At 55.9% G+C, this 14990-nt stretch carries 16 protein-coding genes; 9 read left to right on the plus strand and 7 right to left on the minus strand.

Features of this window, described 5'->3' with window-relative positions; genetic code table 11:
• Positions 1 to 26: 26 nt before the first annotated feature.
• The 5 genes from ACR0AD_RS08825 (at position 27) to ACR0AD_RS08845 (ending at position 6533) form a co-directional block, all read left to right on the plus strand.
• Positions 27 to 1025 carry a hypothetical protein gene (locus ACR0AD_RS08825; protein ID WP_480486893.1) on the plus strand — a complete coding sequence of 333 codons (999 nt, stop codon included), beginning with the start codon at positions 27 to 29 and terminating at the stop codon, positions 1023 to 1025.
• 539 nt (positions 1026 to 1564) lie between these two features.
• The gene (locus ACR0AD_RS08830; protein WP_480486895.1) at positions 1565 to 2362 is read left to right on the plus strand and encodes an inositol monophosphatase family protein; all 798 of its coding nucleotides are present in this window, start codon (positions 1565 to 1567) and stop codon (positions 2360 to 2362) included.
• A 4-nt stretch (positions 2363 to 2366) separates the two neighbouring features.
• Positions 2367 to 4061, plus strand: a complete 1695-nt coding sequence (locus ACR0AD_RS08835) for a Na/Pi cotransporter family protein (protein WP_480482560.1) — start codon at positions 2367 to 2369, stop codon at positions 4059 to 4061.
• Positions 4062 to 4215: 154 nt separating this feature from the next.
• Positions 4216 to 5316, plus strand: coding sequence for an alpha/beta hydrolase (locus tag ACR0AD_RS08840; RefSeq protein ID WP_480482558.1), 1101 nt, complete (start codon positions 4216 to 4218; stop codon positions 5314 to 5316).
• Entirely contained in the window at positions 5313 to 6533 is a 1221-nt protein-coding gene (locus ACR0AD_RS08845; RefSeq protein WP_480486897.1) for an MFS transporter, read from the plus strand. Before ACR0AD_RS08840 ends, ACR0AD_RS08845 begins: the two co-directional genes overlap by 4 nt.
• On the opposite strand, the gene ACR0AD_RS08850 is transcribed toward ACR0AD_RS08845, so the two are convergent.
• The 3 genes from ACR0AD_RS08850 to ACR0AD_RS08860 are packed head-to-tail and all read right to left on the minus strand — an operon-like array spanning position 6530 to position 8816.
• Entirely contained in the window at positions 6530 to 7117 is a 588-nt protein-coding gene (locus ACR0AD_RS08850; RefSeq protein ID WP_480486898.1) for a Smr/MutS family protein, read from the minus strand. The two genes, ACR0AD_RS08845 and ACR0AD_RS08850, sit on opposite strands and share 4 nt — an antisense overlap.
• Complete coding sequence (mltA, locus tag ACR0AD_RS08855; RefSeq protein ID WP_480486899.1) at positions 7117 to 8157, minus strand: murein transglycosylase A; 1041 nt, start codon at positions 8155 to 8157, stop codon at positions 7117 to 7119. The genes ACR0AD_RS08850 and mltA overlap by 1 nt, the downstream gene beginning before the upstream one ends.
• Entirely contained in the window at positions 8154 to 8816 is a 663-nt protein-coding gene (locus tag ACR0AD_RS08860; protein ID WP_480482550.1) for a Tim44/TimA family putative adaptor protein, read from the minus strand. Before ACR0AD_RS08860 ends, mltA begins: the two co-directional genes overlap by 4 nt.
• Before the next feature lie 108 nt (positions 8817 to 8924).
• On the opposite strand from ACR0AD_RS08860, the gene ACR0AD_RS08865 reads away from it, so the two are divergent.
• Positions 8925 to 9425: an FxsA family protein gene (locus tag ACR0AD_RS08865; RefSeq protein WP_480486901.1), complete on the plus strand. Its 501-nt coding sequence runs from the start codon at positions 8925 to 8927 to the stop codon at positions 9423 to 9425.
• A 54-nt stretch (positions 9426 to 9479) separates the two neighbouring features.
• A complete protein-coding gene (gene secB, locus ACR0AD_RS08870) occupies positions 9480 to 9980 on the plus strand; it encodes a protein-export chaperone SecB (RefSeq protein ID WP_209506872.1) in 501 nt (166 codons plus the stop codon).
• A 24-nt stretch (positions 9981 to 10004) separates the two neighbouring features.
• Here the strand turns inward: secB and dnaQ are convergent, their stop codons facing one another.
• The 4 genes from dnaQ to ACR0AD_RS08890 are packed head-to-tail and all read right to left on the minus strand — an operon-like array spanning position 10005 to position 12739.
• Positions 10005 to 10727, minus strand: coding sequence for a DNA polymerase III subunit epsilon (dnaQ, locus tag ACR0AD_RS08875; protein ID WP_480486903.1), 723 nt, complete (start codon positions 10725 to 10727; stop codon positions 10005 to 10007).
• Positions 10720 to 11313, minus strand: coding sequence for a dephospho-CoA kinase (gene coaE, locus ACR0AD_RS08880; RefSeq protein ID WP_480486905.1), 594 nt, complete (start codon positions 11311 to 11313; stop codon positions 10720 to 10722). Before coaE ends, dnaQ begins: the two co-directional genes overlap by 8 nt.
• Positions 11310 to 12143, minus strand: coding sequence for a shikimate dehydrogenase (locus tag ACR0AD_RS08885; RefSeq protein ID WP_480486907.1), 834 nt, complete (start codon positions 12141 to 12143; stop codon positions 11310 to 11312). Before ACR0AD_RS08885 ends, coaE begins: the two co-directional genes overlap by 4 nt.
• On the minus strand, positions 12140 to 12739 hold the full coding sequence (locus ACR0AD_RS08890) for a Maf family protein (protein WP_480486909.1): 600 nt from the start codon (positions 12737 to 12739) through the stop codon (positions 12140 to 12142). The genes ACR0AD_RS08885 and ACR0AD_RS08890 overlap by 4 nt, the downstream gene beginning before the upstream one ends.
• 404 nt (positions 12740 to 13143) lie before the next feature.
• On the opposite strand from ACR0AD_RS08890, the gene ACR0AD_RS08895 reads away from it, so the two are divergent.
• Together ACR0AD_RS08895 and rho are read left to right on the plus strand one after the other, a co-directional pair.
• Entirely contained in the window at positions 13144 to 13593 is a 450-nt protein-coding gene (locus tag ACR0AD_RS08895) for a CopD family protein (RefSeq protein ID WP_480486911.1), read from the plus strand.
• Positions 13594 to 13715: 122 nt separating this feature from the next.
• Entirely contained in the window at positions 13716 to 14987 is a 1272-nt protein-coding gene (gene rho, locus ACR0AD_RS08900) for a transcription termination factor Rho (protein WP_267364726.1), read from the plus strand.
• Positions 14988 to 14990: the final 3 nt, after the last annotated feature.

Genomic DNA, 14990 nt, shown 5'->3' on the forward strand with positions numbered 1-14990 from the left:
TTACAATTCAACTACGGAAACCTATCGTGAAACTGCGTCGGGTCTTATCGCGCTTCTTGCATTCTTCCGAAACGCTGCCTTTGTCTGCGCCGGCCCCGCAGATGACTGCAGCTCATCTCGCTGAAATTGCGGAGCGCCAGGAACGGTTACTGCTGGCCACTGGGCAGGTTGCTGCCCGGCAGGTTCAGGCGATGGAAAGGCTTGAATGTATCGCCGACGCAGAATTCCGCATCCATTCTCAATTCGGGGAAGATGGCATTATCGAATGGTTGGTCTCGCAACTGCCAAGCATACCACGCGTCTTTGTTGAGTTTGGAGTTGAAAACTATACCGAAGCGAATACGCGCTTTTTGGTGCGCCACAGGGGGTGGCGCGGTCTGATCATGGATGGGTCAGCCGCGAATATTGCGTATGTTCGGGCAGATCCAATCCACGTCTTCAATGACATAACGCCCGTTGAAGCCTTTATTACTGCGGAAAATATCGACACTCTGCTGATCGAACACGATCTGTCGGGCGAAATTGGCATTCTTAGTGTCGATATTGACGGCAACGATTATTGGGCGCTGGATGCGATTAGCTCCGTATCTCCGGCGATACTGATTGTTGAATACAACGCGATCTTTGGTGATTTGCATAACCTGACTGTCCCTTACGATCCGGGCTTCGAGCGTTTCTCGGCACATTATTCAGGCCAGTATTATGGTGCATCTCTGGGTGCGTTCAAAATGCTGGCCGCTGCGAAAGGGTATCAATTTGTCGGAACAAACTCGGCCGGCGTGAACGCATTTTTTGTACGTGATGACCTCTCCTCACATATCACATCAAAACTTGATACATATCGCGCATGGCCATCCCGGCATCGGGACTCGCGGGATGAGAATATGGCAATGTCCTTTTTTCGCGGGCTCGATCGTGCAGAACTTATTTTGGATAAGCCTGTTATCGATCTGTCGTCGGGCAAGACGCTGACCCTCCGAGACCTGGGCCCGCTTTACAGTGATCACTGGATAAGCGAAATGTAGAGACCTTAGCCAACCCTGGAACCGCTGACCTTAATTCAGATAGCTGGATCGCGTTACCTAAAAGTGTATTCCATGACAATTCATTAGGTAGATTTCAGTGTATTTACTGTTTGGAGTCGGTCTTCGGAATCACGGCTTTCGGCGGTCGCGGTTTTGCTCAGCTCCGAAATGCTGCTAAAGGCGGCACGATGCCCGGAAACTTGTTTACTGGATAAGTTAAATCTTTGTCTTCAAGTGTGTAGGGGCCGGGACGTCCACAGGGGCTCACTCTTGTTTTCGTCACAACCCTCTGGCCTTTGGGTGCGCCTGTTTGCGTGTAGCCAGCCTTTGCCTGCATGTTCTGAGAATCGAATCATGTTTCAAAATCCACATACTTTTGTGAAAGCGTGGATATTTGGGTTTTTTTGTTTGAGTATTTGTTGATTTGTAGGATTATTGTGGGATGTGTTGAGATGAGATCGAGGCGAGACCGCCAAATGGTCGTTCCTGATTTGTAACCGCTCCGGGATCGCAATCATCGTTAAACAGGATAGAAACAAATGCTGAATCCAAAGACGTCACAGACCGATGAAAGCACCGACCTGCTGTCTCATGCGGTAAAGATAGCCGACTTGGCCAGCGAAGCAGCGCGGGGGTATTTTCGTGGCGCGCTGGGGGTTGAGTTCAAATCGGATGAAAGCCCGGTGACACAGGCCGACAAGGGTGTTGAAGCGCAGGTTCGCGCCTATCTTGGACAGCATTTTCCCGATCACGGCGTCTTTGGCGAAGAACATGGGTTCGAGGGTCAGGATTGTCGCGAGGTTTGGATCATCGACCCGATCGATGGAACCCGGTCATTCCTGTCCGGGCATCCGCTGTTTGGATTTCTGTTGGGGCATCTGGTTGACGGTAAACCGGATATCGGCGTGATCGGAATGCCGGCGATAAATGAAATTTTCACCGGCGTTGTTGGCCGGGGCGCCACGTTGAATGGCCGTGAGATCACGACTTCGGCCCAAACGCGGCTGGATCAGTCCATTCTTTTTGTAAACGAGGGGGATAAGATCTATCGCGATCATCCGGCGCTGTTCGACAGGCTGATGCAGTCTGGACAGACCAGACGGTTCGCCTATGATTGCTACCCCCATGCCCTGCTGGCGGCGGGCCATGTGGATGCTGTGATCGACTATGACCTTCAGCCCTATGACTACCTGCCGGTGATGGCCGTGGTTGAAGCTGCGGGTGGGGTGATGACAGATTGGGAGGGTCGGCCGCTTGACCTGAACTCCGACGGCCGGGTGATTTCAGCGGCAACACCCGAACTGCACGGGGAGATGCTGGATTTGGTGAACGGGTAGGATCATGGCGATAGTAAGCTTTCTCATCAGCCTGGCCGGAGCCACGATGCTGCTACTTTACGCAGTGCGGATGGTCCGCACAGGGATCGAGCGCAGCTATGGGGCTTCGTTCCAGCGCCTCATGACGGGCCAAAGCCATTATGCACAGGCTTCAATGGTCGGCATTGTAATGGCGGTGGTTCTGCAAAGCTCGGCAGCGGTTGCCCTTTTGACATCGGGTTTTGCTGCTGGGGGGTTCCTGACCTTTCCCACCGGCCTTGCAATCGTGCTGGGCGCTGATCTCGGTTCGGCGCTGATCATTCAGGTTTTGTCGTTCCAGCTGGGTTGGCTGATACCATTGCTTCTGGCGGTTGGTGGGTATCTGTTTGTCAAGACCGAGGCCAAGAAGCCCCGGCAATTGGGGCGCATCCTGATGGGGATTGCGTTCATCCTGATCTCATTGCGCTTTTTGCGCGAAGCCATGGACCCGATCCGGGACAGTGCCTTTCTACCTGCCGTCGCCGAGTATCTGGCGCGCGACTATATTACAGCGTTTCTGGTCGGCGGCGCGCTGGCCTTTGTTATGCATTCCTCGGTCGCGGCGATCCTGATGTGTGTGACGCTGGTCCAGATCGGCGCAATCCCATTTGCTGCCGGGCTGTCGCTGGTATTGGGGGCCAATTTCGGTTCAGCTTTCATACCTGTTTGGCTGAGCAGGGGGATGGAAATGCCTGCCAGGCGCATACCCTTTGCCAACCTGGTCTTGCGCGGCAGCTGGGCGATTGTCACCCTTTTCGCAGCGACTGCGGCACTGCGTGCCGGTGTTCTGGGGGATTTGCAGGGCGGTCAGATGCTGGTCAATGCGCATCTGGCGTTCAATGCTTCGTTGCTGTTGCTGGCACTGCCGTTCTGCGGGCGATTGCGCGCGCCGTTCGAGCAGTTTTTTCCGGACCCGAAATCTGCGAATGCGCTGGCCCAGGCAGGTCGCCCGGCCAGCGCGCTGGATGTGCGCACCGCCGGCAGCCCGTCTCAGGCGCTGTCCAGCCTCAAGCGTGAACTGCTGCGGATGAGCGATCTGGTCGAGTCGATGTTCCGCCCGTCACTGGAATTGTACCGCAGCGGCGACAAGGACCAGATACGCGCCGTAAGGGACATGGACGAAGATGTGAACAACTGCCTGTCGGGTATTCGAAAATTCGTGGCTGCCATTCCCGAGGAGACATTCGGAAAGCAGAACGCAAAAGTGGCGCGCGACCTGATGGAATACGCAATCCGCCTGGAAACTGCGGGCGACGTTGTTGCCAAGCGGTTGACTGTTCTGGCGGGCGACATGCGGAAAAAGGGCGCTTCATTTTCAAAAGAGGGCTGGTCGGAACTGGTTGAGATGCACGAAGGCATCCTGGCCAACCTCAAACTGGCCTCAAACGTTCTGATCTCGGACGATCTGGAAAGCGCCCGTCTGCTGAGCCTTGAGAAAACCGAAATCAAACGGGCCGAGCGCGACAGCCGCAAACGCCACCTCAAACGCCTGCAGCACGGCAGTACGGAAAGCTTTGAGACCAGCGATATACACCTGGAAACCCTGCGCGCGTTCCGTGAATTCAACAGCCACATCGCTGCGGTGGCCTATCCGATCCTGTATCGGAACGGGCAATTGCTGGAAACCCGCCTGATCGAAGAAATGCCGCACAAGGAACAGGACGAGGATACGGAGGTCTAGGTCCAACAGCACCGGCAGAGATCGGTTCCGTACGAATACGGTCTGTTACAGATTGTAACCGCTCGGGCCAGTTTCTGCCGCTTTTTCGCGTCGCCGTGCTGGACGCGGGATTAGAATAAGATAGCGTGTCGGCAATTGGTTCCGGGGGCTGTCCGTGCTGCGTTTTTTAATCTTCATTCTGTGTCCGGTCGTGCTGGCGGCATGTGTTGACCGGACTGTATCCGAAACGCTTCCATCTGCATTGGAAATCGGAACTCCCGAAACGGTTTTTGCGGCCACGACGCGTGCGCGCGAGCCCGATGGCACGTATGGATTCCGCCGCGCAGAACGCCTGCAATTTCTGGAAACCACCGTGTCGATACCACCGGGGCGTTCACCGGGAAGCCTTAAATTTTCATACGCAAACCCTGACCCGAGAAAACAGTTCGTGCTGGCAGAGGTAGATCAGCTAAGCGGACCGCAACAGCTGAAAGACAGGCTGAGTGGGGCCGAGGAAGTTACGATTTTTGTGCACGGCTATAACTCCACTCAGACAGAGACATTGTTCCGGGCCGCTCAGCTGTCGCATGATATCGGCATTCCCGGTCAAATCCTTGTCTATTCATGGCCCAGCCGCGCGACAGGCTATGGTTATGCCTATGATCTGGACAGTATGTTGTTTGCCCGTGATGGGCTGGAAGAAACCATTCGTCTACTCAAGTCCATGGGGGTCAAGCGAGTAGCCCTTGTGGCGCATTCAATGGGCGGCGCGCTGGCAATGGAGATGATACGGCAAACCGAACTGAAACAGCCGGGCTGGGCAAAGCGAAATCTGGAAGGCCTTATTCTGATATCGCCCGATCTGGATGTGGATGTTTTTCGGTCGCAGATGAACAGTATCAAAAATCCTCCTGATCCTTTTGTCCTGATGGTGTCCAAGAAAGACAAGGTCCTGAACGTCTCCGGCCGGTTGAGGGGAACCGCCGATGGTGAAAGGCTTGGCAATATCGGATCGGCCGAGAAGCTGTCCGATTATCCGATTGAAATCCTGGATACGACTGCCTTCAACAGCGATGCGGAATCCTCCCACTTTGTGGCTGCTACTTCTCCGGCCTTATTGACTATCCTCCGCTCTGTGCGCCGGGTCAGCGAAACATTTGGGCGCGATGACCGGCGCGGGATCGACATTCTCGTGCCGCCAAGCCAGCGCAATCCTGCTGGCGCCACAGAAATCGTGCTGACTGAAACCGGCCAGGCCCAGGTAAGTAATCCGTGACGCGGGTTTCCCTGCACCGGTTTCTTGCGGACAACGCGACCTGGCTTGGGGCCGGCGTTCTGCTGACATTTCTGTCCAGTTTCGGGCAGACCTTTTTCATCTCGGTCTTTGCTGGTGAAATCCGCTCGGAATTTGGCCTCAGCCACGGCGCATGGGGTGGGCTGTACACGTTAGGCACGACCCTGTCCGCCGTCGTGATGATCTGGGCCGGAGGGTTGACGGATATCTTCCGCGTACGGGTTTTGGGCCCGGTTGTGCTGGCGGGACTGGCGTTGGCCGCGATTGCAATGGCGCTGAACACTTGGCTGCTGCTGTTGCCGTTGGTGATTTTTTTGTTGCGGTTATTTGGGCAGGGGATGAGCACGCATCTTGCCGTGGTCGCAATGGCCCGCTGGTTCACGGTTACGCGGGGCAAAGCGCTTTCCATAGCGTCCACCGGCTATGCGCTTGGCGAGGCGTTGCTGCCGCTGATCTTTGTTGGCGCCATGGTTTATCTGGATTGGCGTTGGCTGTGGATTGCCGCGGCGGGCATCACGGCGTTGGGTATTCCGATCCTGATGCGGCTGCTGCGAGAAGAGAGAACTCCACAAAGCCTCGCCAACGCGTTTTCAGCATCGGGAATGCAGGGAAAACACTGGACCCGCCGGGACGCTCTGTTCCATCCCCTGTTCTGGTTCATGGTGCCATCAGTGCTTGGGCCATCCGCATTTATCACCGCGTTTTTCTTTCATCAGGTTTATCTGGCTGATGTGAAGGGGTGGCAGCATATCCAGCTGGTGGCGCTATTTCCGATCTTTACCGGAATATCCCTGCTGTCCATGTTTGCATCTGGCTGGGCGCTGGATAAATGGGGAACCGCCCGGATCATGCCCTACTACCAGCTTCCGATCGCACTTGGGTTCGTCATTCTGGGCATGACAAACTCGATCAGCGGCGCAACCCTAGGGCTGGTCTTCCTGGCTTTGACCGTTGGGGCAAACAGCACATTGCCCAGCGCATTCTGGGCCGAATTCTACGGAACCCGACATATCGGTGCGATCAAGGCGATGGCCGCGGCTGTCATGGTTCTTGGATCAGCCATAGGTCCCGGCCTGACTGGCGTCCTGATTGACCTTGGCATTTCGCTGAATACGCAGTTCATCTGGATTGGCGTATTCTTCGTGCTGGTATGCGTTCTGGTCCAAACCGGCATTTCCCGCTCCCGGCGGGATCTTTAGCGCACTCGCCTGAGATAGACGTAATAGGCGCCGTCGCCGCCATGGCTGATATGCGCGGGTGTGATCTGCATCACCGCCTGCGCCAACGGCGGTATGGACAGCCAGTGCGGCACCTGATTGCGCAGAACGCCGCGCGGGGTGGGGATCGGGCCGGGTTCGTCGCGGTCCTTGCCTTTGCCGGTTACCACCAGAACCAGTCGCTTACCTTGTGCCTGTGCGCTCAGGATAAAGCGGATCAACGCAGGATGGGCCGTATCAACCCGCATACCGTGAAGATCCAGCTTGCCTTCGGGCTTTAGCTTACCGCGTTTCATCCGGCCAAAAGCCTTGATATCCATCTGAACAGGCGCGGCACGCAGCGCATCCGTCACCGATGGCTTCAGATCGTTTGGATTAGGTTTCGGCTGAAGGTTCTGACCAAGCTCAAACACCTCAAACCGGGGTTTTGGTGATTTTCTGGGTCTGGGTTTCGGCAGGGTGGTCGGATGGACGGTCTGAGGACAGTCCGGATGCAGACGCTCGGCCTGTTTGGTGACCTTGCGCCAAAGCTCGATCTCATCGGTTGTCAGTTTGCGCCGGGTCATCAGAATTCATCCGGCAACAGGGCATAGGCGCGCTGAATAGGCAACAACAGAACCATCCGACCCGGATCTTTCAGCCTGCCCGCAGCCTGTCCGGCTTCTTCACCGGTACCGAAAAAGATGTCCGCCCGTTGCGCACCTTTGATGGCCGCGCCTGTGTCCTGCGCGATCATTAGCCGTCGCAACGGGTTTTCACCGTCCTTTTCCACCCAGACAGGTGCGCCCAATGGTGTATAGGTGGGGTCCGCCGCAATCGAGCGCATTGTCGTGATCGACCGGTTCATCGCCCCCAAAGGTCCAAATTCGGGGGCAACGCGTGAAACTTCGCGAAAAAACACGTATGACGGGTTGTGAAACAGCAGCTCGGCACCAGCCTCGGGGTTCTTGCGCACCCAGGCACGGATCATCTGGGCGCTGACCTCATGCGCACCCAGAACCCCACGTCGCACCAACTCAACACCAATCGACCGATAGGGGTGACCATTCGCACCACCATATCCAACCCGCAGCGCACCACCATCCGACAATCGAATGCGCCCCGAGCCCTGAATTTGCAGAAAGAACAGCTCGACAGGGTCGTCGACCCAGGCGATCTCTAGCCCGCGGCCCTGCATCACATCACCGGTGAGGATGTCACGACGGCTCAGCCATGGTCCTTCGGCACGGGCTTCGGGCGGCATCTTGTAGATCGGGTATTTGAAACGGTCTGTCCGGGTGCGCGCGCCGTCAAGCTCGGGTTCAAAATAGCCGGTAAACAGGCCCTCTTTGTCATCCTGGACCAGAACAGGGCGGAAGAATAACTCGAAAAAGGCGCGGGCGGCATCCGGTTCATATGTTCTGGCCACACCACACAAGGCGCGCCAATCCGGGTCATCCAGATCACCGCACGTGTTCAGAAATACGGAAAGGGCCGCGCCGTGGTCGTCCTCGGCCCAGCCCTGCAGATCGTCAAACGACAGTATGGATCGCGTTGCCTCGGCTTCGGCAGCGCTGGCGATGGTCATTGCACCCACCAGTAAAAGCGACCGAAGCGTTGCAATCATGCGTCCGTGGCGACAAGCAGCCAGTTTGGATCGTCCTTGCCCATGACGCGGGCAAAGGTCCAGCTGTCCTTCTGGCGCTTCACAGTATTCGGGTTGCCTTCGACAATATCGCCTCCGCGATCGCGCACGACCGAGGTCAGCTCCCCCACGAACTTCATCGTGATTTCGGCCTGGTTCGTATCCTTGTCGAATTTCACATCCGTCAGGGTGGTTTCCCGTACGCCGATGAATTCAGCCTCGATGGTCAGGCCCTGATCTTCGCGCGCTGCCACGACCGAAACGAAAGTCTCGAACACCTCTTCCGAAAGGAAAGGCTGGATTTCATCCAGATTACCCCTTTCAAACCCCATCACGATCATCTCATACGCACCGCGCGCACCCTGAACGAACTCACTGACCGAAAAACCGGGCTCGACCCGTTTCATCGCAGCCAGTGTTTGCGCCTGTTCGCTGTCTTCGGCGACATGGTCAGTAATGTCATGATCCGGGCCGCCATCGATCACCTCGAAACCGCGGCGCGATTTATGGGCTTCGGGCTGTTGCTGCACAGGCGGTTTTTCAAAGCCTTCACGCGTGCCCAATACGCTTTTGAGGCGCAGGATCAGGAAAATGGCAATTCCGGCCAGGACCAGGAGCTGGATCATAGGGTTGTCGCTCATTTCATTCTCTTTTCAACGCCGCGACTTTGTATACACGGCCTCATGCCACTATGTAGGTGACAGTGAGTGGCAAGTCCACAGCCCGGCCTAAGGGAAAGGATAACGCAAATGTACCTGTTCTTGGCATTTTTGTTGGTGCCCATAATCGAAATCGCGCTGTTTATTCAGGTTGGTGGTTTGATTGGGTTGTGGCCGACACTTGCCATCGTAGTAATGACCGCGGTTCTGGGCACGGTTTTGGTACGGACACAAGGTCGCATGGCGCTTGGACAGCTGCAACGGTCCTTTGCCGAATTGGACGATCCGACCGAACCGCTGGCCCATGGGGCAATGATCCTGTTGTCGGGCGCTTTGTTGCTGACACCGGGCTTTTTCACTGATGCCGTTGGTTTTGCGTTGTTAGTTCCCGGTGTCCGCATCGCCGTTTTCCGCTATCTGAAATCCAAGGTTACCGTGACCCAGTTCCAGATGGGGCCGGGCCCCGGATATCAAAACCGCGGGAACCCGTTCGATCAGGGCGATATCATCGATGGGGAATTCACCGAAGTTCGGCCAAAAAAAGACCCCTCGAAGCCTTCGAAATGGGTGGAAGGTCCCCACCAGCATTGAGGTGCCGCGCCCAACTTGTTAAGCAGTGGCGAATTTCATTTTTGGAGTAGATCCATGGCCGAAGAAAACGCTGCAGAAAACACTGCGGCCCAAGCCGCCCCGCAGGTTCAGATGCGTGTTCTGGGGCAGTTCATCCGCGATATGTCCTTTGAAAACGTGATGGCGCAAAAGGGCGTTTCCGGAGACGTACAACCCGAAATCGCCGTTCAGGTGAATCTGGACGCCAAAAAACGCGCGGCGGACCATCAGTTCGAAGTTTCGATCAAGCTGAACCTGACATCCAAAGCCAAAGGCATGGATGACATTCTGTTCCTGTGCGAACTGGACTATTGCGGCATGTTCCACGTGGAAGGTGTGCCAGAAGATCAGCTGCACCCATTCCTGATGATCGAATGCCCGCGCATGTTGTTCCCGTTCCTGCGCCGCATCGTCAGCGATATCACCCGCGATGGCGGCTTCCCGCCGGTCAACCTGGACAATATCGATTTCGTCGCGCTCTATCGCAACGAGTTGATGCGCCGTCAGGCCGAACAGGCCCAAAAAGCCGACGCGTAAGGTTTTGACCCGTGCCTGACTGGATCAGGCGCGGGTCCACAAGGCATTCTCGCCAAGTTTTTCAACGAAAGCTTCATGTGCTGCGCGTTCATCCTCGGTGATCCGGGATGGCAATGGTGTGCTGCGCGGTGCAGCTCGCCAATCATCGCTGCCACCGTCCGCAGAAGACGCGGATGTCGACAGTCCAAAATCAGGCTGCCTTCCACCGATCAATTCCAGATAAACCTCGGCCAGAATTTCCGAGTCGAGCAACGCGCCGTGCAGCACACGGTTCGAGTTGTCGATATTGAAGCGACGGCACAGCGCATCCAGTGACGCCGGAGAGCCGGGGAATCGTTTACGGGCAATTGCCAGTGTATCCAACGCCTGCTCCATCGGGATAAGTGGGGCACCCATCCATTTCAGCTCGGCATTCAGGAACTTCATGTCGAATGAGGCGTTGTGGATCACCAACCGCGCATCGCCAACAAATTCGCGAAACCCATGGCCAACCTTTGCAAAGACCGGCTTGTCTTTCAGCGTCACTTCGCCCTTTTCCGGCGGGCGCGGGGTATCCAGCAGATCGGGACCAATACCGTGCACGCCAAACGCTTCTTCCGGCATCGAGCGTTCGGGGTTGATATAGACGTGATAGGTTTCACCGGTGGTAACGTGGTTCCACAGCTCAACGGCGCCGATTTCCACGATCCGATCCCCGCTTTCGGGGTCAAACCCGGTGGTTTCGGTATCCAGTACAATCTCACGCATGTGCCATCCCCGCCCGTATCTGCCTGACCACATCCTGCACCTGCGCGCGGGCGTGGTCCAGAGTATCGGTCACGATCACAAAATCCGACCGTGCGCATTTTTCATCGTTCGGCATCTGTTTGGCGCGGATTTGCTCGAACTGCGCCTCGGTCATCGTGCCCCGTTCCATAACGCGCCGCTTTTGGTCTTCGGCCGGGACCGAAACGCAGGCCACCGCATCCATTGCTGCATCACCGCCCGTTTCAAACAAAAGCGGAATATCGAACACCAGGATGTCGCTTGTAGCGCTTTCGCGAAATTCTGCGCGGTCAGCAGCGACCAGTGGATGCACAATCGCCTCAATCGTTTTCAACGTGGTCGGGTCATCCGCGATAATCCGTTTCAACGCGTTTCGGCTAACCGCCCCGTCAAGTATCGCATCAGGAAAGGCTGCCCGCATTGGTTCAACCGCTGCTCCACCAATGGCATACAGCCGATGCACCGCCGCATCCGCATCCCACAATGCGCACCCTTCTTCAACGAACATCTGCGCCGTGGTGCTTTTCCCCATACCGATTGAGCCTGTCAGGCCAAGCGCAAAACTCATGCCAGGGCCGCCGCGCGCGTATCCGCGTCTACTTCGGGGCGGACCCCAAACCAGCGTTCAAACCCGGGAACGGCCTGATGCAGCAACATCCCGAGACCATCGACCGTGGTGCATCCGGCCTCCTCAGCAGTTTGCAGCAGGCGGGTTTTCAACGGGGCATAGACCAGGTCCGTTACCACGGCACCGGGCTGCAACCCATCCAGCGGCACGCGCAGCTCTGGCTGGCCCTGCATCCCCAGTGAGGTCGTATTGACCACCAGTTCGGCGTTTTCGATGACATTCCCCGCCTGAACCCAATCGACCACGCGAATGCGTTGGCCGAACTCTTCCTTCAGATGATCCGCGCGGGCGCGCGTCCGGTTGGTCAACAGGATTTCCGGCACTCCGGCATCAGACAAGGCCTGCAAAACGGCACGGGCAGCACCCCCGGCACCAAACACAACCGCCGGGCCATCTTTCGCATTCCAGTCAGGTGCGCCACTGCGCAGGTTTTCCATAAACCCGTACCCGTCAGTGTTATCTGCATGTATCGAACCATCATTTCTAAACACCAGCGTATTTGCAGCACCGATCACGGTTGCACGGTCAGAAACGTGATCTGCGATCTTCAACGCCGCTTCTTTGTGCGGAACGGTCACGTTGGCCCCGACAAAGCCCGCTTTGGGCAGGGTTCGCAGCACAGTCTCCAGATCAGCAGAGGCGACGTCCATCGGGATATAATGCCCGGCAAGCCCATAGGTCTTTAACCAATGCCCGTGCAGCTTGGGAGAGCGCGAATGCCCGATGGGATGCCCAATCACTCCGGCCAAAGGAACCCGATTGTCCGTCATTGCTCGATCATCCCTTTGACAGCCAGAAAATTGAGAAGCTCTAACAGGGGCATACCCAAAACGTTAAAATAGTCGCCGTCAATGGTGGCGAACAGGCGAACGCCTTCTTCTTCCAGCTTGTAGGCTCCGACGGCATGGCGAATGCTGTCCCAGTTCCGCGCAACATAGTTTTTCAGATAGGCGTCAGAACTGGCCCGCATCCGCAAACGCACTTGCCCTACATGCCTCCAGATCGGCTCACCGTCCTGATAGATCACAGCTGCGGACAAAAGCATGTGCCGCTTGCCGCGCATGGCTTTCAGTTGGTCCAGCGCCTGTTCCGGGGTTTCGGGCTTTGACAGCAGCAGCCCTTCGAAATCCAGCACCTGATCACACCCGATCACCATAGCACCGGGGTTCTTGTCACTGACCTTACGCGCTTTGATCTCAGCCAGCGTATCAGCAATATCGCGTGGCGAAGCATTTTCTGCCAGCAACGCCCTTTTGACCGCCTCTTCATCCACGCGCGCCGTTTGAACCGCAAACAGCACACCTGCGTTCCTTAGCAACTGCGCGCGAATAACAGATCCCGAGGCCAATAGAATGGGGACAGACATGTGGAAAACCCCGTGTGCAAATTGATGAGAGTTCTGGAGTGTTTTGTATGGTTTTCCGGTTGACACGCAACCCCGGGAATTTTGTGGCAAAGATCCCCGAGTCGCTCAAATCTCATCCTGTCGGGACAAGGATAACTCCAACTCTTGGGATAACAGATCTATCCAGCGATACCCATCGGGTTATCCACAGATCAAGTATGGCAGAACCATTGTAAATATTTGATTTTTATATTAATTTCCCACTGTCAACAGAATCACTGGCGATCTCAGATATTCTGTCCCCTTGGGGAAAACGCTAGGGTAAGAAAGTAATCCACGGATTTTTGGCATCCTACAAAACCATCATCCTTTTTCTTTTCTTATTTTTTTATTAGGGAGAGTTCCGAACAACGTTCGGAGCCGGCATGACAGACCTTCTTTTCACGATTTACCCGTGGGTGAAGTCATTACATATCATGGCCGTGATCTCATGGATGGCCGGCTTGTTCTACTTACCCAGACTGTTTGTTTATCACGTCGAAAAAGCGCAGACCGTAGAGGGCGCGCAAGACATCTTCTTTGAAATGGAAGACAAGCTGCTGCGGGTGATCATGCGCCCCGCGATGGTTGTAACCTGGGTATGCGGGCTGATCATGGTGTTCACACCGGGGATCGTCGGATGGGATTTTGCATGGCCCTGGGTCAAAGGTGCGGGCGTGATCGCGATGACCTGGTTCCACCATTGGCTTATGGCCCGAAGGAAGGATTTCCTGGCAGGCCAGAATAAGCTCACTGGGCGGCAGTATCGCATGATGAACGAGGTTCCTACCATTCTGATGGTTGCCATCGTTCTGGCGGTCATTCTGAAGTTCTGAACGCCTGTTTGACTCCGAACGGCGCTGCGCTTATGTAGATCACAACACGCCCGTCCGGGCGGCGTATTTTCCGTACTGAAATTCCACTTCAAGCCGCGTTCTTAGCGGTGAAGGTATATATCATGTCCAATGAATCCCTGAATCTGGCCGACCTGAAAGCCAAAAGCCCCAAAGACCTTCTGGCCATGGCCGAAGAACTGGAGATCGAAAACGCCTCGACCATGCGCAAGGGCGAAATGATGTTCCAGATTCTGCGCGAACGTGCCGATGATGGCTGGACCGTCGGCGGTGATGGCGTACTGGAAGTGCTACAGGACGGGTTCGGCTTTCTGCGCTCACCCGAGGCGAACTATCTGCCGGGTCCTGACGATATCTATGTCTCGCCCGATATGATCCGTCTGCACTCGCTGCGGACCGGGGACACGGTCGAGGGCGAGATCAAGGCGCCGGATGAGAATGAGCGTTATTTCGCGCTAACCAAAGTCACCATGATCAACTTTGAAGATCCCGAAAAGGCCAAGCACAAGATCCTGTTCGACAACCTGACGCCTCTGTACCCGGATGAGCGTCTGAAGATGGAAATCGAAGATCCCACCATAAAAGATAAGTCGGCGCGCGTGATCGATCTGGTTGCGCCGATCGGTAAAGGTCAGCGTTCGCTGATCGTGGCACCGCCGCGGACCGGTAAAACCGTGATCCTGCAGAACATCGCGCATTCGATCGAACAGAACCATCCGGAGTGTTATCTGATCGTCCTGCTGATCGACGAACGCCCGGAAGAAGTGACCGACATGCAGCGCTCGGTTAAGGGTGAGGTTGTGTCGTCAACCTTCGATGAGCCCGCAACGCGTCACGTGGCCGTGTCGGAGATGGTCATTGAAAAGGCCAAGCGTTTGGTCGAACATAAACGAGATGTTGTTATTCTTCTCGACTCGATCACAAGACTTGGTAGGGCGTTTAACACCGTTGTTCCGTCCTCGGGTAAAGTTCTGACCGGTGGTGTGGATGCGAATGCGTTGCAGCGGCCCAAGCGTTTCTTCGGTGCGGCCCGGAATATTGAAGAGGGCGGATCGCTGACCATTATCGCCACCGCACTGATCGATACCGGCAGCCGGATGGACGAGGTGATCTTTGAAGAATTCAAAGGTACTGGTAACTCGGAAATCGTTCTGGACCGCAAGATTGCAGACAAACGCGTGTTCCCGGCGATCGACATCCTCAAATCCGGTACTCGGAAAGAGGACCTGCTGGTCGACAAGGGCGATCTGGCCAAGACCTTCGTTCTGCGCCGTATCCTCAACCCGATGGGCACCACCGACGCAATCGAGTTCTTGTTGTCGAAGTTGAAACAGACGAAGACAAACGGCGAGTTCTTCGATTCGATGAACACCTGACAC

This window comes from Ruegeria sp. BH8, assembly GCF_056538065.1.